19 protein-coding genes are annotated in these 23,957 nt (G+C 62.9%); 4 read left to right on the top strand and 15 right to left on the bottom strand.

The annotated features are described in order from the left end of the window. Nucleotides 1-38 precede the first annotated feature (38 nt). From ISG32_RS17715 to ISG32_RS17660, 12 genes are all read right to left on the bottom strand, one after another. Nucleotides 39-842, bottom strand: coding sequence for an ABC transporter ATP-binding protein (locus ISG32_RS17715; RefSeq protein ID WP_194772362.1), 804 nt, complete (start codon nucleotides 840-842; stop codon nucleotides 39-41). Nucleotides 843-908: 66 nt separating this feature from the next. Then, nucleotides 909-2,234 carry an ABC transporter substrate-binding protein gene (locus ISG32_RS17710; RefSeq protein WP_194772361.1) on the bottom strand — a complete coding sequence of 442 codons (1,326 nt, stop codon included), beginning with the start codon at nucleotides 2,232-2,234 and terminating at the stop codon, nucleotides 909-911. Nucleotides 2,235-2,303: 69 nt separating this feature from the next. Next, the gene (locus tag ISG32_RS17705; protein ID WP_194772360.1) at nucleotides 2,304-3,380 is read right to left on the bottom strand and encodes a branched-chain amino acid ABC transporter permease; all 1,077 of its coding nucleotides are present in this window, start codon (nucleotides 3,378-3,380) and stop codon (nucleotides 2,304-2,306) included. Nucleotides 3,381-3,426: 46 nt separating this feature from the next. Then, a complete protein-coding gene (locus tag ISG32_RS17700; protein WP_194772359.1) occupies nucleotides 3,427-4,356 on the bottom strand; it encodes a branched-chain amino acid ABC transporter permease in 930 nt (309 codons plus the stop codon). Nucleotides 4,357-4,374: 18 nt separating this feature from the next. Further along, complete coding sequence (locus tag ISG32_RS17695) at nucleotides 4,375-5,172, bottom strand: ABC transporter ATP-binding protein (protein WP_194772358.1); 798 nt, start codon at nucleotides 5,170-5,172, stop codon at nucleotides 4,375-4,377. After that, nucleotides 5,169-7,130 carry an AMP-dependent synthetase/ligase gene (locus tag ISG32_RS17690; RefSeq protein ID WP_194772357.1) on the bottom strand — a complete coding sequence of 654 codons (1,962 nt, stop codon included), beginning with the start codon at nucleotides 7,128-7,130 and terminating at the stop codon, nucleotides 5,169-5,171. Before ISG32_RS17690 ends, ISG32_RS17695 begins: the two co-directional genes overlap by 4 nt. A 25-nt stretch (nucleotides 7,131-7,155) precedes the next feature. Beyond that, a complete protein-coding gene (locus ISG32_RS17685; protein WP_194772356.1) occupies nucleotides 7,156-7,500 on the bottom strand; it encodes a hypothetical protein in 345 nt (114 codons plus the stop codon). 9 nt (nucleotides 7,501-7,509) lie between these two features. Continuing rightward, a complete protein-coding gene (meaB, locus tag ISG32_RS17680; protein WP_194772355.1) occupies nucleotides 7,510-8,697 on the bottom strand; it encodes a methylmalonyl Co-A mutase-associated GTPase MeaB in 1,188 nt (395 codons plus the stop codon). A 4-nt stretch (nucleotides 8,698-8,701) separates the two neighbouring features. Continuing rightward, nucleotides 8,702-10,384, bottom strand: coding sequence for an acyl-CoA mutase large subunit family protein (locus tag ISG32_RS17675; RefSeq protein WP_194772354.1), 1,683 nt, complete (start codon nucleotides 10,382-10,384; stop codon nucleotides 8,702-8,704). After that, complete coding sequence (locus tag ISG32_RS17670) at nucleotides 10,381-10,803, bottom strand: cobalamin B12-binding domain-containing protein (protein WP_194772353.1); 423 nt, start codon at nucleotides 10,801-10,803, stop codon at nucleotides 10,381-10,383. Before ISG32_RS17670 ends, ISG32_RS17675 begins: the two co-directional genes overlap by 4 nt. Further along, entirely contained in the window at nucleotides 10,784-11,389 is a 606-nt protein-coding gene (locus ISG32_RS17665; protein WP_194772352.1) for a TetR/AcrR family transcriptional regulator, read from the bottom strand. Before ISG32_RS17665 ends, ISG32_RS17670 begins: the two co-directional genes overlap by 20 nt. Nucleotides 11,390-11,891: 502 nt before the next feature. Continuing rightward, a complete protein-coding gene (locus tag ISG32_RS17660; protein ID WP_407645073.1) occupies nucleotides 11,892-13,541 on the bottom strand; it encodes an acyl-CoA synthetase in 1,650 nt (549 codons plus the stop codon). 147 nt (nucleotides 13,542-13,688) lie between these two features. On the opposite strand from ISG32_RS17660, the gene dnaG reads away from it, so the two are divergent. From dnaG to ISG32_RS17640, 4 genes are all read left to right on the top strand, one after another. Beyond that, nucleotides 13,689-15,719 carry a DNA primase gene (gene dnaG, locus ISG32_RS17655; protein ID WP_194772351.1) on the top strand — a complete coding sequence of 677 codons (2,031 nt, stop codon included), beginning with the start codon at nucleotides 13,689-13,691 and terminating at the stop codon, nucleotides 15,717-15,719. A gap of 261 nt (nucleotides 15,720-15,980) precedes the next feature. Continuing rightward, entirely contained in the window at nucleotides 15,981-18,410 is a 2,430-nt protein-coding gene (gene rpoD, locus ISG32_RS17650; protein ID WP_194772350.1) for an RNA polymerase sigma factor RpoD, read from the top strand. Nucleotides 18,411-18,646: 236 nt separating this feature from the next. Then, entirely contained in the window at nucleotides 18,647-19,684 is a 1,038-nt protein-coding gene (locus tag ISG32_RS17645; RefSeq protein ID WP_194772349.1) for a Bug family tripartite tricarboxylate transporter substrate binding protein, read from the top strand. A gap of 77 nt (nucleotides 19,685-19,761) precedes the next feature. Beyond that, nucleotides 19,762-20,721 (top strand): ketopantoate reductase family protein, encoded by a 960-nt coding sequence (locus ISG32_RS17640; RefSeq protein WP_194772546.1) that lies wholly within the window; start codon nucleotides 19,762-19,764, stop codon nucleotides 20,719-20,721. A 15-nt stretch (nucleotides 20,722-20,736) separates the two neighbouring features. On the opposite strand, the gene ISG32_RS17635 is transcribed toward ISG32_RS17640, so the two are convergent. From ISG32_RS17635 to ISG32_RS17625, 3 genes are all read right to left on the bottom strand, one after another. Then, nucleotides 20,737-21,390, bottom strand: coding sequence for a substrate-binding domain-containing protein (locus ISG32_RS17635; protein WP_194772545.1), 654 nt, complete (start codon nucleotides 21,388-21,390; stop codon nucleotides 20,737-20,739). 72 nt (nucleotides 21,391-21,462) lie between these two features. Then, the gene (locus ISG32_RS17630; protein WP_194772348.1) at nucleotides 21,463-22,575 is read right to left on the bottom strand and encodes a porin; all 1,113 of its coding nucleotides are present in this window, start codon (nucleotides 22,573-22,575) and stop codon (nucleotides 21,463-21,465) included. A 61-nt stretch (nucleotides 22,576-22,636) separates the two neighbouring features. Then, complete coding sequence (locus tag ISG32_RS17625) at nucleotides 22,637-23,932, bottom strand: gallate dioxygenase (protein ID WP_194772347.1); 1,296 nt, start codon at nucleotides 23,930-23,932, stop codon at nucleotides 22,637-22,639. Between the last annotated feature and the right edge of the window lie 25 nt (nucleotides 23,933-23,957).

Genomic DNA, 23,957 nt, shown 5'->3' with positions numbered 1-23,957 from the left:
ATCCGTCCGGTGAAGTGATGCAGATGGTGGCGGAACACTCAGGCCAGCCAGCGCTTGCGCCGCTTGTAGCTCTTGACTTCGCGAAAGCTCTTGCGCTCTTCGCCGCCCACGCCGAGATAGAACTCCTTGACGTCCTCGTTGCTGCGCAGCTCCTCCGCGTGTCCGTCCATCACCACGCGGCCGCTCTCCAGTATGTAGCCGTAGTCGGCATACTTCAGCGCCATGTTGGTGTTCTGCTCCGCGATCAGAAAGCTCACCCGCTCCTTGCGGTTGAGGTCCTTCACGATCTCGAAGACTTCCTCCACGATCTGCGGAGCCAGCCCCATCGATGGTTCATCGAGCAGCACCACGCTGGGGTTCGTCATCAACGCGCGTCCAATGGCGCACATCTGCTGCTCGCCGCCCGAGGTGTAGGCGGCCTGCGAACTGCGCCGGGTCTTGAGGCGCGGAAAGTACGCATACACCTTCTCGAGGTTGCGGGCGATTTCAGCCTTGTCGCTGCGGGTGTAGCAGCCAGTCAGCAGGTTTTCCTCGATGGTGAGGTGCGCAAAGCAGTGCCGCCCTTCCATCACCTGCACCACGCCGCGCCGCACAAGCTGAGCCGGAGTCAGGCTGTCGATGCGTTCGCCTCGCAGCTCGATGCTGCCCTTGGTGACCTCTCCGCGCTCGCCCTTGAGCAGGTTGGAGATGGCACGCAGCGTCGTGGTCTTGCCCGCGCCATTGCCGCCGAGGATGGCGGCGACCTGACCTTCGGCCAAGGTCAGCGAAACCCCCTTGAGCACGAGGATCACGTGGTTGTAGATGACCTCGATGCCGTTGACGTTCAGAACGATGTTATTCATGCAAAGGTGTCCAACATGCGGGGACGCGGTCCAGCGCGCCCCCGCGTTGAAAGGCCGGAGTCCGGGTTACGAATTGCAGTCTTCGGCAGAACGGCGCGTCTGCTTTTTCTCGGCCAGATGCCTGTCGACCGCATCCTTGAGCAAGGGTTTGATCACGTTCGGGTCGGCCTGCAGCCAGTCCGAGCTCGCGTTCCACTTGCTTCCATCCCATGTATAGGCCTTGGCCGACGATGGCCCCATGTGGTCCTTGCAGGTGGTGACGATGGGACGCATGATGTCCGCGATGCCCAGTTCCTCAAGGCGCTTCTGGTCAATGTTGAGGTTCTCGTAACCCCAGCGCGCCTGCACGGGGGACATCACCTTGCCCTTGCCGAACTTCTCCTGAGCGCGGCGAACGCCTTCCACCGACATCATCGCGTTCATCAAGCCGCGCATGTAGAGCGCCTCGCCCACCTCTTCTTTCGGCCCCGATCCATTGCCCTTGGCGTGCAGCTTTTCAAGCACTTCCTTGGCGATCTTGGAGCTGGCGCCCGGCCCTGGCAACAGCAGCACGGCACTGTAGCCGTCGGCACCTGAAATGCCCTTCACATCGGACTCGGACCCGGAAGGCCACACACCGATCATCTTGTTGCGTGCATATCCCGTGGACTGCGCTTCCTTCAGCGCGGTCGAGTTCATCACCCCCCAGCCCCACAACAGCACATAGTCCGGACGGCTCTGGCGAATCTGCAGCCACGCGGCCTTCTGGTCCACGCCGGGGTGCGACACCGGCAGCGTCGCCAGTTCGACCCCGTTCGCCTTGGCCCGTGCGGTGAGCACCGGGATGGATTCCTTGCCGTAAGGACTGTCGTGGTAGAGCAGCGTCACCTTCTTGCCCTTGAGCTTGTCCATGCCGCCCGCCCTCTGCGCGAGGTACTGGAACTGCGTGTCGGCCGACGCCCAGTGCGTTCCACCGATCGGGAAACTCCATTTGTAGGCCTCTCCGTCCGCGCTCTCGCTCACGCCATAGGCCGGTGTCAGAATTGGAATCTTGTCGGCCGCACCGCGCTCGGTCAGCGCAAACGTGATGCCGGTGGACATGGTCTGGAACACGGTCGCACCACCGTGCTTGTCCTTGAGCCGTTCATAGCACTCGACGCCCCGATCGGTGGCGTAACCCGTCTCGCACTCCTCCCACAGCACCTTCACCCCGTTGATGCCGCCGTTCAGATTGACCAGCTTGTAGTAGTCGACGAACCCGTTGGCCCACGGCGTTCCACTCGGAGCGTAAGGTCCCGTCCGGAAGGTCAACATGGGAAAGTACTGCTGCTTTTCCTGCGCGGCAGCAGGTGCCGATGCGATGGATGCGAGCGCGGCGACCGCTGCGCTCAAAGTGGCGAAGGTGCGTTTCATCGTGTCTCCAATCAGTTGTTTTCATACGGCCCATTCACAGCTGGCGGTCCCTCTCGGGGCCGCACTCGATCAATGAGGAAACGGCCAGATCCTCAAACGTTGCTTTCCAAGTGACCACAGCTTGCTGAGCCCATGCGGCTCCACAATGAGGAACCAGACGATGAGTCCCCCGAAGATCATGGTTTCGATGTGCGCGACCGTGGCCGTGGAGATCGTCAGTCCGAAGAGCGCTCCCAGCGCTGGCAGCGCCTGGCTGAGAAAGATGGGGAGCAGCACCATGAATGCGGCGCCCAGAAAGCCGCCCATGATGGAGCCCATGCCGCCGATGATCACCATGAAGAGCAGACGGAACGAGATCTCCACGGAGAACGCGGCCGGCTCCCATGCGCCAAGGTGCACGAAGGCCCACAGCCCCCCGGCGATGCCGATGATGAAGGAGCTGACGGCAAACGCGCTGAGCTTTGCATACATGGGGCGAATGCCGATCACCGACGCCGCCACATCCATGTCGCGAATCGCCATCCACTCACGGCCTGCGGCGCTGCGCACCAGGTTCTTGGCGATGAGTGCGAAGAAGATGACGAAGGCAAGGCAGAACATGTACTTGCTCGCCGCAGTATCAATCTGCCAAGGGCCGACGTGCAGGTTCCCCACCGACACCGAACCCGAAGACGAGTTGTTGGTGAGCCACTTCACACGCAGGAACAACCAGTCGCTGAAGAACTGTGCGGCAAGCGTCGCCACAGCGAGATATAGGCCCTTCACCCGCAGACTCGGCAGGCCGAAGATGATTCCGTAGACCATGGCGAAGAACCCGCCCAGCAGCAGCGCCGGCACCAGCGGCATGTCCTGCACCCGCGCCATGACGTTGAATGCGCCATAGGCACCGATGGCCATGAACGCGCCGGATCCAAGCGAGATCTGGCCGCAATAGCCCACCAGAATGTTCACCCCGAGCGCCGCCAGCGACATGATCAGAAATGGAATGCCGATGGCGCGCAGCACGTAATCCGAGGCCAGACCCGGTATGACGACACATGCGAGCACCAGCAAGGCGATCAGCGCATACCGATCCTGTGCGATCGGAAGAATCTGTTGATCCGAGCGGTAGCTGGTCTTTATCTGGCCGTTTTCTCTGTATAGCATGGGATGTCTCTTGTCTTGGGTGCGTTTGAGAAGGCAGATGGAAAGATCAGACGCGATCGATGATCTTTTCGCCGAACAGTCCCTGAGGACGGACCAGCAGGAAGAGCAGCGCCAGCACATAGGCAAACCAGATCTCGATGCCCCCGCCGACCAGCGGGCCGAGATAGACCTCGGAGAGCTTCTCCCCCACGCCGATGATCAGGCCGCCGATGATGGCGCCGGGCACCGATGTAAGGCCTCCGAGAATGATCACCGGCAGCGCCCGCAAGGCCACCGATGCAAGTGAGAACTGCACACCGAGTTTGGAGCTCCAGATCATTCCCGCCACCAGCGCCACGATGCCCGCGACGCTCCACACGATGACCCAGATGCGGTTGAGCGGAATGCCGATGGACAGCGCAGCCTGGTGGTCATCGGCCACCGCACGCAAGGCACGCCCGGTTCCGGTCTTCTGGAAGAAAATGGACAGCACGCCCACCAGCACGGCAGCGATCAGCGCCGCGTACAGGTCTTCCTTGTTGATCAGCAGACCGCCCTCGAAGGCCTGGTCCAGCACGAACACCGGCTCCTTGGGCATGCCGATGTTGATCTGGTAGATGCTGCTGCCGAAGACGGTCTGCCCCAACCCATCCAGAAAGTACGAGATGCCGAGCGTCGCCATCAGCAGCGTCGCGCCCTCCTGATTGACCAGATAGCGCAGAGCGAGGCGCTCCACGAGCCACGCGATCAACAGCATGCACAGGCCCGCGAACACGAAGGCCATGAGATTTGCCACCAGCAGGCTCGTGATGCCGAACCACTGCGGAATCCACTCGGAAAAGCGGGCCATCGCCAGCGCTGCGAAAAGCACCATGGCGCCCTGCGCAAAATTGAAGACGCCCGAGGCCTTGAAGATCAGCACGAAGCCCAGCGCCACCAGCGCGTACAGCATTCCTGCCATCAGACCGCCGAACAGAGTTTCCAGAAAGAATGACATGTGCGCCTCCGGATGCGATCAGTGCGTGGTGCCGAGATAAGCCCGGATCACCTCTTCGTTGTGGAGCACTTCATCCGGAGTGCCGTCGGCGATTTTCTTGCCGTAGTCGAGCACCACGACGCGGTCGGAGATATCCATCACCACGCCCATGTCGTGTTCGATCAGCACGATGGTGGTGCCGAACTCGTCGTTCACGTCCAGAATGAAGCGGCACATGTCCTGCTTCTCTTCGAGATTCATGCCCGCCATCGGCTCGTCCAGCAGCAGCACCTGCGGCTCCATCGCGAGTGCGCGACCAAGGTCCACGCGCTTCTGCAGGCCGTACGGAAGCTGTCCGACAGGCGTCTTGCGATGCGCCTGGATCTCCAGAAAGTCGATGATGTGCTCGACGAAAGCCCGGTGCCGCTCTTCCTCGCGCTGCGCCCCGCCGATGCCGAAAGGGTTGCGGAAGGCCTGCGAGAGCAGACTGCTTCTGATGCGCAGATTGCGGCCGGTCATGATGTTGTCGATGACGCTCATGCCCTTGAACAGCGCTAGATTCTGGAAGGTGCGCGCCACGCCCATCTCCGCCACTTCACGGCTGCTCAGATGCTTGAAGGTTTTGCCTTTGAAGGTGATCGTTCCTTCCTGCGGCGTGTACACCCCGTTGATGCAGTTGAGCATCGAGCTCTTGCCCGCTCCGTTCGGTCCGATGATGGACCGAACCTCGTGCTGGCGCACATTCAGGCTGATGTCGGTGAGCGTCTTCACGCCCCCAAAACGCAGACTGATGTGCTGCACGTCCAGAATGACATCGCCGATTTTCTTCTTGCTCATACCGTGGCGACTCCTGCTTCGACTTTCGCGGGTGGGAAGGTTCTGGCGTCGAGCAACTTGAGCGTCGCGCTGATGTGTCCGGTGCGCCCGTCCTCGTACTTCACCTGTGTCTGCACGTATTGCTCCGACTGCGCGCTGTAGAGCGCATCGACCAGCACTGCGTATTTCTCGCCGATGAATCCGCGACGTACCTTGTTGGTGCGCGTGAGTTCACCGTCGTCGGCATCCAGCTCCTTGTGCAGCACCAGAAAGCGGCTGACCTGGCTGCCCGCCAGCAAGGTGTCGCGCGAGAGGTCTTCATTGACCTTCTCCACGCACTCGCGGATGAAGTCGCTCACCTCCGACTTGCCCGCCAGATCGGTGTATCCCGCATAGGGCAGGTTCTTGCGCTCGGCCCAGTTGCCCACCGCATCGAAGTCGATGTTGAGCATCACGCACACCCGGTCACGTCCGTCGCCGAAGGCCACGGCCTCCTTGATGAACGAATAGAACTTGAGCTTGTTTTCCACGTACTTGGGCGCGAACATCGCATTCGAGAACGCGCCGCCCTGCAGCCGGCCCACGTCCTTGACGCGGTCGATGATCTTGAGATGCCCGCTCGCATCGATGAACCCGGCGTCGCTGGTGCGATACCAGCCGTCTTCGGCGATCACCTCTGCCGTGGCCTTGGGGTTCTTGTAGTACTCCTTGAGCAGACCCGGCGACTTGACCAGCACTTCGCCGCTGTCGCTGACCTTGATCTGCACGCCGTCGCACGGCACGCCTACGGTGTCCGATCGCGCCTCGTTGTCGGGATGCAAACAGACGAACACCGCCGTTTCGGTCGATCCGTAGAGCTGCTTGAGATTCACGCCGATGGACCGGTAAAAGCTGAACAGGTCCGGTCCGATGGCCTCTCCGGCCGTGTAGGCGACACGCACCCGCGAGAACCCCAGGTTGTTGCGCAGCGGCCCATAGATGAGCAGATTGCCGATCTGGTATTTGACGCGGTCGATCCAGCCGACGGGCTTGCGGTCCAGCAGCGCGGGTCCCACGCGCCTTGCGACCGACATGCACGCGTGGAACATCCGGCGCATGATCGGGCCCGCGTCCTCCATGCGGATCATCACGTTGGTGAGCAGCCCCTCGAACACGCGAGGTGGTGCGAAATAGTAGGTGGGACCGACCTCCTTGAGATCGATCGATACCGTGCTGGCGCTCTCCGGGCAGTTCACCACATAGCCCACCACCAGCCATTGCGCATACGAGAAGATGTTCTGCCCAATCCATGCGGGAGGCAGATAGGCCAGCACTTCCTCGGTGTTCTTCAAGTTGTCGAATTTCGCTCCCGCCTGCGCACGATCGATGAGCGATGCATGCGTATGCACGACGCCTTTGGGATTGCCGGTCGTGCCGCTGGTGAAGAACATCGCCGCCACATCGGCAGAGCTGCCCGCTTCGACCCGATTCAGAAAGAATTCAGGATGCTGACGCGAGAACTGCCTCCCACGCTCGAGCAGCGCATCAAGCGCCGACAGGCCGGGCTCATCGTAGTTGCGCAGGCCCCTCGGCTCGTCATACCAGATGCTGACGAGTTGCGGACATTGCTCGCGCACTTCGAGCAGCTTGTCCACCTGCTCCTGATCTTCAACGATGCAGAAGCGGACTTCGGCATTGTTGATGGGGAAAACGCACTCCGTCGCCACCGCGTCCTGGTAGAGCGGCACAGGAATCGCACCAATCGACTGGGCCGCGAGCATCGCCGCATACAGCCGCGGACGGTTGCTGCCCAGCAGCACCAGATGCTCGCCCGGCTGCAGACCCGCGTCATGCAGACCGCAGGCCAGTTCCTGCACCAGTGCTGCAAGCTCGGACCATGTCGTGGTCTGCCAGATGCCGTACTCCTTCTCCCGCATGGCAGGGGCCTGCGGGCGGGTGGCGGCTTGCTGCAGCATCAACCGAGGGAAAGTGGATTGCACATCGGCTCCAGGTTGTGAAAATCGCTCAATGCGTCGGGGTGGACAAAGGCAGGCCATGCCGGCTCGCCAATGCGAGAAAGCACTCCTGCAGGGACCTGTCGGCAGATCGCAAGGCGACGGCCCGGCAGTACTTCCAGTGCGCCTCCGACAGCGCCGCGCCCAGATCAACGGCCTGTTGAAGGCGTTTCATCGCCAGGCGCTCGTGCCCGAAGCGCATGCTGCGCTCCAGCAGTGCCACCACGCTGTTCTGCCCGATCTCGCGCGCATCGGACGCGGCGGTCTCGCAGGCGCCGATGCGCATCTGCCGCTTGAGATGGCGCACCTGCTGCCTTCCCCGCAGAAGCGTTCGGATTGGAATCGATGTGCTCATTCAGTCACCTCAATCATCATTGGCGCCGACCGGAGGCCGGTCCAGCACATACACGGTTCCATGAATCAGCGCGATGTGCGCATCGTCCGAGGCCCGCGAAATCCGCACCTGGTAGCTGCCGATCTTTCGCGACCGACTGACCTCGTAGGCGTGCGCAATCAGCCAGTCCCCCTCGTCCACGGCGGTGGAGATGCTCAGTTGTCCGTCCACCAGCGTGGCAAGGTGTCCTTGCGAATTGCAGGCCAAACCCAGCGCCATGTCCCCCAGCGAGAACAGCATCCCGCCGTGGCACTTGCCGTTGAAGTTGATGTGCTTGCGTTGCACCTTCATGCGCAGCGTGGTGCTGCCTCTGGATGCGGCGACCAGCTCCATGCCCAGCAGATTGGCGACGTTGTCGGAGGCGATGAATTTCGACAGCTGCCGATACGCATCTCTCGCCCCGCCAACCTCGTGGCGCACGCCGCGCGCCGGGCGCTGCATGAGCACGTCCACGAGGGCATCAACGCCATCACCGCTCGTGGCCACGACCTTCAGCACCTCGGGCAGCGCATTCTTCTCCTTGCGCAGCGCAAGCATCGCGCGCAGATCCGCCTCTGTCTTGCGCGAGTCCGGCAGGTCGGACTTGGTGACCACGAAGACATCGGCAATCTCCAGAATTCCCGCCTTGATGGCCTGCACATCGTCGCCAAGCCCGGGCGGACAGACGACGATCTTGGTATCGGCATAGCGGGTGATCTCGACCTCGGACTGCCCTGCTCCGACGGTTTCCACGATGATCACATCGAAGCCCGAGGCGTCGAACAGATCGATCACGTCGGACGCCGCCGTGGCAAGCCCGCCAAGATGGCCGCGCGATGCCAGCGAGCGGATGAATACGCCCTCGTCCGACTGGCGCTCACCCATGCGGATGCGGTCACCCAGCACCGCTCCGCCCGTGAACGGACTTGAAGGGTCCACCGCAGCAACGGCCACCGTCAAACCACGCTCGCGCAGACAACGGATCATCGCGGAGACCAGCGTCGACTTGCCTCCGCCTGGTGGACCTGTCACGCCGATGACATGGGCTCGTCCCTGTTTCGCAACCATCGCGTGACGGATCGCGTACGCGGACTCACCGCCGCTTTCCAGCGCACTGATCGCCCTGCCGATGGCCCGGCGATCTCCCTCCAGTGCTTGTTGAATGAAGGCTGTATTCATGTCGTCACACCACGGTCAGAGGATGGCCGAAGCCCAGTTCCTTGCGCAGCGTGCCGCAGATCTCGCCGTGCGTCGCGCCCGCCTCCGCCGCCTTGACGACATGCTCGAAGACATTGGTCTTGCGTGTCTCGGTCGAGCGCGCCAGTTCCTTCAATGCACGCTCCACATCGTCGTTGGACCGCGTCTTCTTGAACTCCGCCAATTGCTTGAGGTAACCCTGCATGCGCTCGGGCTGAGGGTATTCAAGCGTGGGATAGGAGGCGGGGTCTTCCTCGGTCTGGTACGCATTGACGCCGACCACCGTCTGCTCGCCCGAATCCACCTTCTTCTGGAAGGCAAGGGCCGAGTCGCCGATCATCTGCTGGACGATGCCCTTTTCCACCGCGTTGTACATGCCGCCCGCCTCGTCGATCATGGCGATGATCGAGAGAATCTTCTGCTCCATATCGTCGGTGAGCGACTCGACGTAGTAGGAGCCACCCAGCGGATCGATCACATCGGTCAGATGCGCCTCTTCACGAAGAATGTTCTGTGTGGCCACCGCGATGCGGGCCGCCTCGGTCGTCGGCGTGGAGAACACCTCGTCGTAGCCGTCGGTGTGCAGAGACTGCAGCCCGCCCAGAATGCCCGCCATGGCCTGCGTGGTGACGCGGGCGATGTTGTTGAGCGGCTGCTGGCGCGTGAGGTCGACACCCGAGGTCTGGCCGTGGAACTTGAAGCGCCACGAGCGTGGGTCCTTGGCGCCGAAGCGCTCGCGACACAAGCGCGCCCATACGCGTCGGCCCGCACGGAACTTGGCCACTTCCTCGAACAGGCTCACGGAGATGTCGAAGAAAAAGGTGAAGCGCGGCAGGAACTGGTCAGGGTCCATGCCTGCAGCGATGCAGTCTTCCGCATACTGGATGCCCGACGCGAGCGTGAACGCCATGGCTTCGGCCGGAGTGGCTCCCGCCTGCTGCATGTGCTGACCAACGATGGACAGCGGATTCCAGTTGGGCACCTGGGTGTTGCAGAACTTGATGTGATCGATCACCACCCGGCGCGCACCCTGCAGAGCGAGCCGGAAGAACATGTGGTTCGCGACGAAATGCGAGATGCAGTCGCTCTGGTTCGAGGTGCCCGTGATGCTGGTCCACGGAATGCCGCGGCGCTTGGCCACCGCCAGCTCAAAAGCCAGCAGCGTGAACGGAGACGGGTCGTTCATGGCGGTGGACAAATGATCGATAGGAACACCGTCGAGCGCCGTTTCCATGTCCTTGACGTGATTGATCACGGTTCCGCAGGTCCCGAGCAATTCGTGCGGCACTTCGTCAGCGTCGTAGCCCCGGAACACGGAGTTGCAAGGGATCAGCGACAGCGCGGAAGCACCCAGATCCAGGATTTCCTTGACGCGGCTGTTGTAGTCTTCCGGCACGCCGAGGCCGATCAGCTGGCGCTGCGACCAACTGCGTCCGCGGTACATCGTGGCGTAGATGCCGCGCGTGTACGGAAACTGCCCCGGATAGCCGAGCGCATCGTCCTGACGTTCTCCGGACCAGTCCTGCTGCGTGTACAGCGGTTTGATCGACACACCGGAGCGGTTGTGCGTGACGGCATCGCCTTTCACGCCCTGAGCGAATTCACGCTCCCATTTGCGCAACCCCTCGGGTGCCGCTGCCTGCTTGATGTTCAGTACGTCCGCGCTCATGCCGATTCTCCCTGCAGTTGACGACGCTTGGCGGTGAGCGCAATGACGTCAGTGACAACATCGTCGAGTGCGGCACCCGGATGAAACACCCGCGCCACGCCCGCCTCCATCAACATGGCCTCGTCCTTGGTCGGAACGATGCCGCCAACGATGACCTGAACATCGGACAGGCCCGCGTTCTTCAGCGCCGTCATGAGCTGCGGAACAATGAGGTGATCGGTCGCGAGCGACGAGATGCCGATCACGTCGGCGTCCTCTTCGGTCGCCAGCTTGACCACGGTAGCTATCTCTTGCCACGGTGGTGTGTAGATCACCTCCATGCCTGCGTCGCGAAGGGTGGCGGAGATGACGCGGCTGCCCCGGTCATGCCCGTCAAACCCGATCTTCGTGACAATCACCCTAGGCGGACGAACTGCCATCTTGTGTCTCCTTGATCAGCCCCACAAATTTCCTTGCCAGTGCGCGTGGGGAGTCGCGTCCCTGGGGGTTGAACCACAGCGCCGTCCAGTTGAGGGCACCAATCAACATCAATCGCAACGCGCGGCGGTCGGCGCGTGGCACGAGCGGCAATTCATCGACCGCATCGCGAAACGTTTTTTCGTAGGACTCCCGCACCTCGCGCAGCCGCTCTGCAGCCTCGGGGATGTCATCGGGCAGCACGCGGATCAGAACGTTGGCGTAGTTGCTGTCACTGAGCACCGTCTCCAGATGTGCCCGGCACAGCGCCTCGAGCCGATCCCAGGGATCGCGCTCCTTCGCGATGGCCGCCGCCGTCGCGATCTCCAACTCCTTCACGCCCTCGCTGTACACAGCAACAAGCAAGGCCTCCTTGGACGGGAAGTGGTAGTACAGCGATCCCGGAAGCATGTTGGTCTCCACCGCGATCTCCCGCATGGACGTCGCCGCGTAGCCGCGACTTCCAAAGGCGCGGGCTGCGGCGTCCAGCAATTCAGGCAGCCGATTGTCCGAACGGGGCGAGCGGTTGGTGGTTCGTTTGGTGTTCATATAAAAAGCAAACGTTCGTTTGGTATAGTGTGTGAAAACGGATGATGAAAGTCAACGCATGAAAGCTAGGGATTTCACTACGCCGGCGCGGCACTGTGCAGAAAGCACTTGAATCAAAGGACTGCCAAGACGCAGCCATGAGTCAGAGAAATAGCTTTGAAGATATCCCTTGGACCAGCCTCGAGCGGCCATCATGCAAAGAAGAACGTGCCCGGCGGCCGTTGTTGCATGAGAGATTCTGAGCACGGCTGACGACTCCGCCAGTGCGTATCAACATCGGCATCCATGCTGGCGATGGCACTGCGACGATGCGAAGGAAAACGAGCATGGATCAACCGCTGCCGCAGCCCACGTTCAGCCGGGCGGCATGCGGACATCGATGCCAATCGTGGCCGCGACGCAGCCGAGACATTCGAGTGCGACGTGAAATGGAATGCATCCTTCACGCGCACTCCATGCGGAGCCATTTCGGGAAGCGCACCCGAAATGGCCCAGCGCAAGTTCAACCGTCAATCGCGGAAGCCGACCCCGCCTGCTTGCGCAGTTCGAACTTCTGGATCTTGCCGGTGCTGGTCTTGGGAAGGTCGCCAAAGACCACCGCGCGGGGCACCTTGTAGCCCGCCAGATGCTTCTTGCAGTGCGCGACGATGTCTTCCACAGTGGTTGCCGCGCCCGCCTTCAGTTCGATGAAGGCGCACGGCGTCTCACCCCACTTGGGATCAGGCTTGGCGACCACGGCGGCGGCGAGGACGTCGGGGTGGCGATACAGCACGTCCTCGACCTCGATGGACGAGATGTTCTCGCCGCCCGAGATGATGATGTCCTTGCTGCGGTCCTTGATCTTGATGTAGCCATCGGGATACTGCACGGCCAGGTCACCCGAGTGGAACCAGCCGCCACGGAAGGCCTCCTCGGTGGCCTTCGGGTTCTTCAAGTAGCCCTTCATGGCGATGTTGCCCTGGAACATGATCTCGCCCATGGTCTCGCCGTCATGGGGCACGGGCTCCATCGTTTCGGGATCGAGCACGGCGGCCGAGCGCTGCAGGTGATAGCGCACGCCCTGGCGCGCGTTGAGGCGCGCGCGTTCACCGATGTCGAGCGCATTCCACGCCTCGTGCTTGGCACAGACCGTCGCGGGGCCGTAGACCTCGGTGAGACCGTAGACGTGGGTGATGTCGAAGCCCATGGCCTCCATGCCCTCGATCATCGCGGCCGGTGGCGCAGCGCCCGCGACCATGGCCTTCACGCCCGCGGGCACGCCCTCCTTCATCGCCGCCGGCGCGTTCACCAGCAGGCCGTGCACGATGGGCGCACCGCAGTAGTGGGTGACGCCGTGGTTGCGGATCGCGTCGAAGATCGCCTGCGCTTCCACGCGGCGCAGGCAGACGTTGACAGCGGCACGTGCCGCCACCGTCCATGGAAAGCACCAGCCGTTGCAGTGGAACATCGGCAGCGTCCACAGATAGACCGCATGCTTGGGCATGTCCCATTCGAGCACGTTGCTGATCGCGTTAATCGTCGCGCCGCGATGGTGATAGACCACGCCCTTGGGGTTGCCCGTGGTGCCGCTGGTGTAATTGAGCGCGATGGCATCCCACTCGTCGCCGGGCATCTTCCACTCGAATGCGGGATCACCGGCCGCGACGAAGGCGTCATAGGTCTGTGAGCCCACCGACTGCGCGGGCGCGCCGTAGCTCGCGTCTTCCACTTCGATCACGAGCAGTGGCGTGGAGAGCTTGCGCAGCGGCAGTGCCTTGGCCACGAGCACGGAGAACTCCGGATCGACAATCAGCACCTTGGCCTCGCCATGGTCGAGCATGAAGGCGATGGTCTCGGGATCCAGCCGGGTGTTCAGCGTGTTGAGCACCGCACCCGACATCGGCACACCGAAGTGCGCCTCCACCATTGGCGGCGTGTTCGGCAGCATCACAGCCACGGTGTCGTTCTTGCCCACACCAGCCCTCTGCAGGCTGCTGGCCAACTGCCGGCAGCGCGCATAGGTTTGAGCCCAGGTGCGACGCAGATCACCGTAGATGATGGCCAGACGATCCGGATAGACCTCGGCCGTGCGCTCGATGAAGGACAACGGCGTGAGCGCTGCGTGATTGGCTTCGTTCTGGGACAAGTTCTGGTCGTAAATGCTCGTGGACACGATCGATATCTCCTGTATTCAAAGGCTGCGCAAATGATTGTCGCCAGCCCCATTTGGCTGCCGGACATTAGACCAAAGCGGGCTGACGCCAAACTGAGTGAAAACCACATGCCCGAAACCTGAGGCGGCATCGGTCAAAATACCCCCGTGTCCATTCCGCAAACATTCATCCAGGATCTCCTCGCGCGCACCGACGTTGTCGATGTCGTGGGCCACTACGTGCAGCTCAAGAAGGCGGGCGCGAACTACATGGGGCTGTGCCCGTTCCATGGTGAGAAGTCGCCGTCGTTCAGCGTGAGTCCGTCCAAGCAGTTCTATCACTGCTTCGGCTGCGGCAAGAACGGCAATGCCATTGGTTTTCTGATGGACCACGCGGGCCTTGGTTTTCGCGATGCGGTGCAGGACCTGGCCCAGAAGGCGGGCATGCAGGTGCCGGATGACGACAATACGTCTCCGCAGGACCGCGAACGCGCGGTCGCCCAGCGCAAGAAGCAGGCGACGCTCAACGACGTGCTTGAAAAAGCGGGGGAGTCGTGGCGCAGGCAATTGCGCGAATCCCCTCGGGCCATCGCGTATTTCAAGGGACGGGGCGTCTCGGGCACCATCGCCAAGAAGTACGGCCTCGGTTACGCGCCGGAGGGATGGCGCAATCTGGCGAGCGTCTTCCCGAGCTACGATGATCCGCTGCTCGAAGAGAGCGGCCTCGTGATCGTCAGCGAAGAGGACGACAAGCGCTACGACCGCTTCCGCGACCGGGTGATGTTCCCGATCCGCAATGTCAAGGGCGAGTGCATCGGCTTCGGCGGCCGGGTGCTCGGCGACGACAAGCCCAAGTATCTGAACTCGCCCGAGACCGAGGTCTTCCACAAGGGACGCGAGCTCTACGGACTGTTCGAGGCACGCGCCGCGATCCGGGAGTCGGGCTACGCGCTGGTCACCGAGGGCTACATGGACGTGGTGGCGTTGGCGCAGCTCGGCTTTCCCAACGCGGTGGCGACGCTGGGCACGGCCTGCACGCCCGATCATGTGCACAAGCTCTTTCGCTTCACCGACACGGTGGTGTTCAGTTTCGACGGCGACGCGGCCGGGCGGCGCGCTGCGCGCAAGGCGCTTGATGGCGCCCTGCCCTACGCGAGCGACACGCGCAGCGTGAAGTTTCTGTTTCTGCCCAGCGAGCACGATCCCGACAGCTTCGTGCGCGAGTACGGCACCGACGCCTTCGCGCGCCATGTGGGTGACGCCACGCCGCTGAGCCGCTTTCTGGTCGAGGCCTCCGGTGAAGGCTGTGATCTCGGCACCGCCGAGGGCCGCGCCCGCATGCTGGCCAACGCCCGCCCGCTCTGGGGCCTGTTGCCCGACGGCGCGCTCAAGCGCCAACTGCTGGGCGAGTTCGGCGAACTGGGCCAGCTTCCGGCGGGCGAACTCGGCCAGCTCTGGTCTCAGGCACAACCGCCAGCGCAGCCGGGCCGCTCCGGGCCGCGTGCGCCTTCGTCCGGCGGCATGGGTGCACCGGACGACGGCATGCCCTGGGACATTCCAGCCGATCTCGCCCCTTGGGAGCGCGACGGCGAGCCCTCATTCGCGCCGCCCGATGGCTACCCCTCCCAAGGCGGCTATCCATCGACCGCGCCACAGTTTCAGAAAAAACCCTGGACACCCGGCAACGGCAAGGGCCCCTGGAAGAAGCGCTGGGGCAAAGACGCGGATCTGCCACCTCAACCACCGCTGCCGCGCGACGCCGTCGCCAAGCGCGAGGACCACGCGGTGCGGCTGGTGCTCTCGCACATGGAATTCCTCGAAGAACTGTCGCACGAAGACCACACCACGCTCTGCGACCTGCCCGCGCCGCACGGGCCGATCTTCGTCTGGCTCGAAGGCCAGTTGCACGAGCATGGCCCCGTCGCCTGGGCCGTGCTGCAGGAGTCGCTTGCCGGCCACGAGCACGAGGCCAAGATCCGCAAGCTCATGAGCGGCTCCCACGCCCAGACGGAGGGAGACATGACCGAGCTGCGCGAAGAATTGCGCGGCATCGTCAACCGGCTGCTGATCGACCAGCTCAGACGGCAGGAAAACGAGCTGATCCAACAGGCGGCACGCGATCCTGCGGCGCTTGAAAAATACAAACAATTACAAATTCGCCGCGTGGCACTGGAAAACCCCAAGCTGTCAAGCACTTGATTTGCCTGTAAAAGGTATAATTTAAGGCTTGTTGGCAAGAGCGACAGCAGCACCTCCGGATCAGGCGACCGTGACAAACACGCACAACAGCCTACCCCACCGCAAGGACTGCACTCCAAATGTTCGCCCAGACATCTTGCTGCAGAGGATTTGATCCTCACCTGCGAAGGCAACGGAAACGTCCTTCGCCTGCTAGCCCGCGCCGGGATGGATGGCGCTTGAGTTTTCTTTGTGAGTCCGTTTTTGAACCTGAGGTAATGCATGCCCGCTCAAAAGTCCGCGAAGCCAGCCAAGACCGCTCCAGCCAAAAGCACGGCTGCGAAGACCGTTGCCAAGACCACGACGCCCGTAAAGCCCGTTACGTCCGTTGCCAAAGCTGCTGTGAAATCCGTTGCCAAGGCCCCCGCCAAAGCCGCGCCTGCAAAGAAGGTCGCGGCCAAGCCCGCCAAGGCAACCAAGAAAGAAGAAGTCAAGACCGTGCCTGCCAAGAAATCCGTAGCCTCTGCAGAAACCACTGATGAATTGAAGAAGAAGCCTGCTCGCGGCGCCGCCGCTGACGACGCGGGTGACGACGAAACCACCGCCAAGAAGCGCCCCGGCCGTCCCGCCAAGGCCGCCGCCGAAGGCAAGGCGCCCGCCAAGCGCGGCCGCAAGCCCAAGGCCAAGGAAGACGAAGGCTCGGACGACGATGCCGACCTGTCGGACATCGAGTCCGATCTCGAAGGCGAACCCGAGGCCGAAGTCGAACAGGCCGCGACCGTCGAGAAGGTCAAGCCGCTGCGCATGAAGATCAGCAAGGCCAAGGAACGCGCCTTGATGAAGGAATTCGGCCTGGACGAAACCGTCCTGTCCGAAGAAGACATGGCCAAGCGCCGCTCGCAGCTCAAGAAGCTGATCACGCTGGGCAAGACGCGCGGCTACCTCACGCAAGTCGAAATCTCCGACCACTTGCCCGACAAGCTGGTCGATGCCGAAACGATGGAAGTCGTGGTCACCATGTTGAACGACATGGGCGTGGCCGTGTACGAGCAGACTCCCGATGCGGAAACCCTGTTCCAGAACAACGTCACGCCGACCGCCACGACGGTCGAAGAAGCCGAAGAAGAAGCCGAAGCGGCTCTGTCGACGGTGGACTCCGAATTCGGCCGCACGACCGACCCGGTGCGCATGTACATGCGCGAAATGGGCACGGTCGAACTGCTGACCCGCGAAGGCGAAATCGAAATCGCCAAGCGCATCGAAGGCGGCCTGCAGGACATGATGGAGGCGATCTCCGCATCGCCCGCCACCATCGCCGAAATCCTCTCGATGGGCGAAGAAATCCGTGAAGGCAAGGTCGTGATCTCGACCATCGTCGACGGCTTCTCCAACCCCAACGAAGCCGACGACTACGTGGCCGAAGAAGACTTCGACGAATTCGATGAAGACGACGACGACGACGGCAAGGGCGGCTCCAAGGCGCTGACCAAGAAGCTCGAAGAGCTCAAGAACGAAGCGCTGAGCCGCTTCGACACGTTGCGCGGTCACTTCGAGAAGATGCACAAGGTCTACGACAAGGACGGCTACGGCGGCGCCGTGTACATGAAGATCCAGCACGACATCTCGGCTGAGCTCATGACGATCCGCTTCACCGCCAAGACCATCGAGAAGCTGTGCGACATGCTGCGCGCCCAGGTGGACGACGTGCGCAAGAAGGAGCGCGAGCTGCGCCGCATCATCGTGGACAAGTGCGGCATGCCTCAGGAAACCTTCATCAAGGACTTCCCGCCCAATCTGCTGAACCTGCAGTGGGTCGAAAAGCAGGCCGCCGCCGGCAAGCCATGGAGCAACATCCTCTCGCGCAACATCCCGCCCGTGCAGGAACTCCAGCAGCGCCTGATGGACCTGCAGTCGCGCGTGGTCGTGCCGCTCACCGAGCTCAAGGACATCAACAAGCGCATGAACGCGGGTGAATCCGCTTCGCGCGATGCCAAGAAGGAAATGATCGAGGCCAACCTGCGTCTCGTGATCTCGATCGCCAAGAAGTACACGAACCGCGGTCTGCAGTTCCTCGACCTGATTCAGGAAGGCAACATCGGCCTGATGAAGGCGGTGGACAAGTTCGAATACCGTCGCGGCTACAAGTTCTCGACCTATGCCACTTGGTGGATTCGTCAGGCCATCACGCGCTCCATCGCTGACCAGGCCCGTACGATCCGCATCCCGGTGCACATGATCGAAACCATCAACAAGATGAACCGCATCTCGCGCCAGCACTTGCAGGAGTTCGGCTTCGAGCCCGATGCGTCGATTCTGGCCGCCAAGATGGAGATCCCCGAGGACAAGATCCGCAAGATCATGAAGATCGCCAAGGAGCCGATCTCGATGGAAACCCCCATCGGCGACGACGACGACAGCCATCTGGGCGATTTCATCGAGGACAGCAACAACACCGCGCCTGTCGATGCAGCGATGCAAGCCGGCCTGCGCGATGTGGTCAAGGACATCCTCGACGGCCTCACCCCGCGCGAAGCCAAAGTGCTGCGCATGCGCTTCGGCATTGAAATGTCCACCGACCACACGCTGGAAGAAGTGGGCAAGCAGTTCGACGTGACGCGCGAGCGGATCCGTCAGATCGAAGCCAAGGCGCTGCGCAAGCTCAAGCACCCCAGCCGCTCCGACAAGCTGCGCAGCTTCATCGACTCGCTGTAATCCGCAACGAGCGCAAGCTGAAAACCAAAGCCCCGCATGTGAAAGCATGCGGGGCTTTTTGCTGCGCGCGTAATTTGATCGCGCGCGACCGCCAACACACGCCCGCGACGAACCCATCCCATCTCTCCACCCCTCTCGCATGTCAACCTAGCGCAAACACCGATGGGATGGCCGTTCGATGACGGCTGAATGACAGCTTCGTTTCGCATGATTTCAGCAAACAACAGGAGCTCAACATGCGCACGACACGGCAATCACTCCTTTCCACGGCCACCTCTGGAGCACTCCTCTCCTCCATGGATCGCCGCCGCTGGCTTCTCGGCGGTGCCGCGCTTGCCTGCGCCGGGCTGTCGCCGCTGCGTTGGGCCGAGGCCAACCCCGGCCCACGCCTCGGCGAGAAACTGCACATCGTGATTCCCGCGAATCCCGGCGGCGGATGGGATCAGACGGGACGAGCGCTCGGCGCGGCGCTCGTGGACAGCGGCGTGGTGGGACAGGTGAGCTATGAGAACATCGGCGGCAAGGGAGGCACCATCGGACTGGCGCGCTATGCCGAGCAATACGCGGCGGCGCCCAACGCGCTGCTGATCGGCGGCATGGTGATGGTGGGTGCGATCGCTCTGCAGAAGCCTCCCGTGGACCTGCGGCAGATCCGTCCACTGGCCCGGCTGACGAGCGACTATCTGGTGGTCGCGGTGGCGGCCGATTCACCGATCCGCGACGCCAAGGGACTGATGCAGGCGATGCACAGCGACATAAAGTCTCTCACTGTGGCGGGCGGCTCCGCCGGTGGGGTGGATCACATGTTCGCGGGCATGCTCGCTCGCGCGGCCAAGGTAGCGCCCGATCAACTGCAGTACAAGCCCTTTCCGGGCGGCAGCGATGTGGTCGAATCGGTCCTCAACGGTCAGTCTCAGGTGGCGATTTCCGGATTCAGCGAAATGAGCGAAGGTCTTTCGTCAGGCCGCCTGCACGCACTCGGCGTATCGGCGCGCAAGCGCATCTACGGCCTGCCTTCGTTCAAGGACATGGGCGTGGATGCCTCCATGGCGAACTGGCGCGCGGTGTTCACGGGCAAGGAGGTCTCCGAAGAGCGCAGCCGCCAGATGCTGGCCGCCATCGAATACGCCGCCGCGCGCGAGAACTGGAAGCGCAGCCTGCAGACCAACCGCTGGGACCCATCGTGGCAGAGCGGCAAGGATTTCAGCGAGTTTCTGGACATGGAGAACACCACGGCGCAGGTGATGAACTACCTGTTGAAACTCAAGGTCTGACAGCGGCCGGCGGCACGGCGCTATAGTCGGTCCTGATCCATCCCGAACACTCAGAACGACAGGCCCCGATCGTGCACATTCCAAGCTCCCCCAACTCCGCATCGACCCACGCTCCGCGCCTGTCCATCGCCGTCATGGGCGCGGGCGCGGTGGGCTGCTATTTCGGTGCGATGCTCGCACGGGCCGGCCACCATGTGACGCTGATCGGCAGACAGTCGCATGTGGAGGCGGTGCTCAAGCGCGGTCTGCGTTTTCAGACTGCCACCGAAGATGTCCACGTGCCGATGACCGCAAGCACCGACGTAGGTGCCGTGCAGGGTGCGGACGTGGTGCTGCTGTGCGTGAAGTCGACCGACACCGAGGCCGCCGCCCGGCAGCTGCAGCCCCATCTCTCGTCCGGCGCGCTGGTGCTCACGCTGCAGAACGGCGTGGACAACGACGAACGTGCGCGCTCGGTGCTCGGCGAGCAGAACCCCGTCGCCGCCGCCGTGGTCTACGTGGCCACCGCCATGCCTGGCCCGGGCCATGTGCGCCACTATGGTCGCGGCGAGCTCGTCATCGCGCCCTCGCCGCTCAGCGATCAGCTGGCACTGCAGTTTCCCGAAGCCGGCATTCCCACGCAGATATCGGACAACGTGCGCGGCGCGCTCTGGTCCAAGCTCATCATCAACTGTGCCTACAACGCGCTGTCGGCGCTCACGCAGATGCCCTACGGCTGGCTGGTCGAACAGAAGACCTCCGGCGTCAATCCGCTGATCGACGAAATCGTCGCCGAATGCATGGCGGTGGCCAAGGCCGACGGCGTGCAGCTGCCGGAGAACATGCTGGACATGGTGCACGGTCTGCCGCAGACCATGCCGGGCCAGCTCTCGTCCACTGCCCAGGATCTGGCGCGCGACAAGCAGACCGAAATCGATCATCTGAACGGCTATGTGGTGGCGCGCGGCCAGGCGCTGGGCATCGCCACGCCGGTCAACAACACGCTGCTGGTGCTCGTGCGCCTTGCGCAGACACCGCGCGGCACGCCCGCGCATTGAGCGCTTGAAGGACTCTCAGGCCATGCCGTGACGCCGCTTCACGGCCTGCGCCTCGGGCGAGCTTGCAAGAAACGCGAGCGCCTTCCACGCCGCATCCACATGCTCGCAGGACGCACCGACCGCGCCCGAAAAAACGGTGATGATCTCGCAATCCGACGGCATGGCGCCCAGAATCGCGATGCCCTCGATGCCGAGCAGTTCGCTCAGTTGCTGAAAGCCTAGGTCCACCGCGCCATCGGCCAGAAGCTTGCCCACGGGCACGCCAGCAGGGGCCTTCAGGAGCCGATCCGCCAGCAGCGGTGCGATGCCCCAGCGCTCGAACAAATGCATCAACGCGGTGCCGCTCGGGCCGCTTGAAAATCCAATGCCTTGCGCAGCCAGCACGGCCGCACGCAACGCCTTGGACGTGGAAACATCGGGCAACGCGGCATCGGCGCGCACCGCCACGGCCGTGGTGGACACGGCAAGCTCCATCAAAGAATCCGGCAGTACATGGCCCGACTGCGCCAGAGCGGCGAGCGCATTCGCGTCCAGTACCACCAGATCAAAAGACTCCCCTGCAGCAAGACGTCGCGTTGCATCGACGCCCCCCACCGATTCGAACTGCAGGGAAATTCCGGCAACTGGGCAGGTTTGTGAAAGCTCAGCCAGCACATGGCGCGTGGCCATCGACGAGATGCCGCGCAAATGGATGACCGTGCTGTTCACAACGTGCCTCTTCCTTGGAGCAAACGATTCAACTCAGAACGAATGGCGCATACCGACGGATATGCCGGACTGTCCCGAACCGGCGGCAGGATTGCTGCCCGTAGCCGCATTGCTCACCGACAGCGCAAGCGTTCCCTTGTTCGAGATATGGCCCGCCGTGGCGTACACCGCCGTGCGCTTGGAGAGGTTGTAGGTACCGCGGATCGCGTAGAGCGTGGCCTCGTTGGCGCTGTTCTTGTAGTCGAGCTTGAACACCTCGCCATCCAGCACGAAGGCGGGCGTGACGCGGTACTGCGCGCCGACGTACCAGAGGTTGCTGCGCTTGGTCGCGGGCGTTGCGTCGTTGCTGCGCGCGATCAGGCCACCGCCGAGCTTGAAGTCCCCGAACTTCGCCCAGCCTGTGGCCGTGGAGCGGCGGTCCTTCAAATCGCTGTTGGTGAGCCCCGCGAACGCGGCCGCGCCGCCGGTGATCTCGTCCATCGCGAGCGCGAGGCCCCAGTTCGCGGCGTCGTACTTGGCCATCACCGACCATTGGCGGCACGCCGATTTGTCGCTCGCGTTCTCACCCGCGCAGTTCGTGCCCGACGGACTCGGGCCCGCATTCACCGTGTCGCGGCCGAAGCTGTAGGTTGCCCCAGCGGTGAAACCGTTGAACGTGCCCTTGTAGGCGATGGCGTTGTCCACGCGCGCGTTCGGCAGATAGCTGTCGAGCGAGCCCGATCCGTAGCTTGCGGAGCCGAGGATGTCGGCATCGAGTTGAGACCAGAACAGCATCGAGTACTGACGGCCCAGCGTCAGCGCGCCCCAGCTGCCCGACAGGCCAACGAACGACTGGCGGCCGAAGAAGCGCCCGCCCTGGTTCAGCGTGCCGCTGTCCACGCCCAGCCCCGACTCGAGCGTGAAGATGGCCTTGAGCCCGCCGCCCAGATCCTCGGTGCCGCGAAAGCCCAGACGCGACGGCATCTGTCCGCCCGTGAGGCCCGGCATGCGCGTGAGGCTGTCGCCGTTCGCGCCCACCTTGTTGATGTATTCGACCGATGAATCGACGATGCCGTAGATGGTGACGTTGCTCTGCGCATGCGCGGCGTTGCCAAGCAATGCGGCAACGCTCGCGGCGGCCAGTGCGATCCGGTGTGGTTTTTTCATGTCTCTCTCCTCGTAGGTCAGTGGTGGTAGTGATGTGGATGGCGTGAAGAAATCTGGCGGATCAGTTGCTCGGCTTGTCCCAGCCCAACGAGCCTGCATCCTTGCCTGCAACGGAGTACAGCGCCTGCGTATTGCGCGTTTTCTGGAATGTCTCGAGCGACTCGCCGCGCATGGCGGCATAGATGTGCAGGTTGGAGACGCCGACGACCGCGCCGAGCTTTTCGAGCATGAAAAAGATCACGCCGTAATGGATGAGCCCCTGCCAGTCGCGCGAGCTCACGAGCGAGCGCTCCTCGTCCGTCAGGCCCGCCTCGCGCATCAACGCGGCCTCGTCTTCCATGAACTTCGCGCGATGGGCCGGGACGATGAGGTCGTGCAGAAAGCGGTTCAGGCGATAGGCCTTGACGCTGCGAGCGATGGTGAACGGATACGTGCCCTTGAGCCGTTCCGCTCCGGCCAGCTGCTCGTTCAGGTGCGCGATGTGGCGATCCCTGGCCTGGGGCCACATCGTCTGCGGCTCCACGGTTTCGTAGATCGCGGTGGCGATGCCGGTCATCGACGGCAGATAGTAGGCGCGGTGCCTGCACGTGACCTGCGCCGACAACGCGCCGCGCATCACCAGCCACATGATGACCTCCGCTCCTTCGAGCCCGCCCAGCGTCGCGTACTCCGCATGCGTGATCGTGGTGAGCTGTTCCGGATCACGCTCGAACAGGTCCATGAAGCGCGCATCCCATTGAGGATCGTTGAAGCCCGCACGCTCGCCATGCACCTGATGCGACAGACCGCCCGTGGCGACGATGGCCACGCGCAAGTCTTCGGGATAGCTCTCGATGGCGCGGCGCAGTGCCTGCCCCAGCTTGTAGCAGCGGCGCGCAGTGGGCAGCGGAAACTGCAGCACGCCCATCTGCAGCGGAACGAGCTTGAGCGGCCAGCCGCTCGCGTCGTGCTGGCACATCACCGACAGTGGCGAGAAGCAGCCGTGATCAAGCGGACGGTCCTGAAAGAACGACATGTCGAACTCGTCGGCCATCAGCGAGCGGCCGATGTGCTCGGCCAGCGCCGGATGGCCTGCGATGGCTGGCAGATCACGCGCCCCCGCGCCCTCGTCCGCGACCTCCCACTTCTCGCCGACACCGAGGGTGAACGCCGAGTAGTGATCGAAGAAGAACGAGGTGACGTGGTCGTTGTAGATGAACAGCAGCACGTCGGGCTTCTTCTCTTCGATCCACGCATGGATCGGCTCGAAGGCTTCAAAGATCGGCGCCCACACGGGGTCGCTGCTCTTGTCGCGGTCGAACGCGAAGCCGATGGTCGGGGTGTGCGATGCGGCAATGCCGCCGATGATCTGTGCCATAGCTGGCTTCTCTCCATGCGCCACT

This window comes from Diaphorobacter caeni, assembly GCF_015354245.1.
GTDB lineage: Bacteria > Pseudomonadota > Gammaproteobacteria > Burkholderiales > Burkholderiaceae_C > Diaphorobacter_A > Diaphorobacter_A caeni.
The sequence above is the reverse complement of the archived record's forward strand: the minus strand, read 5'-3'. Positions and strand labels throughout refer to the sequence as shown.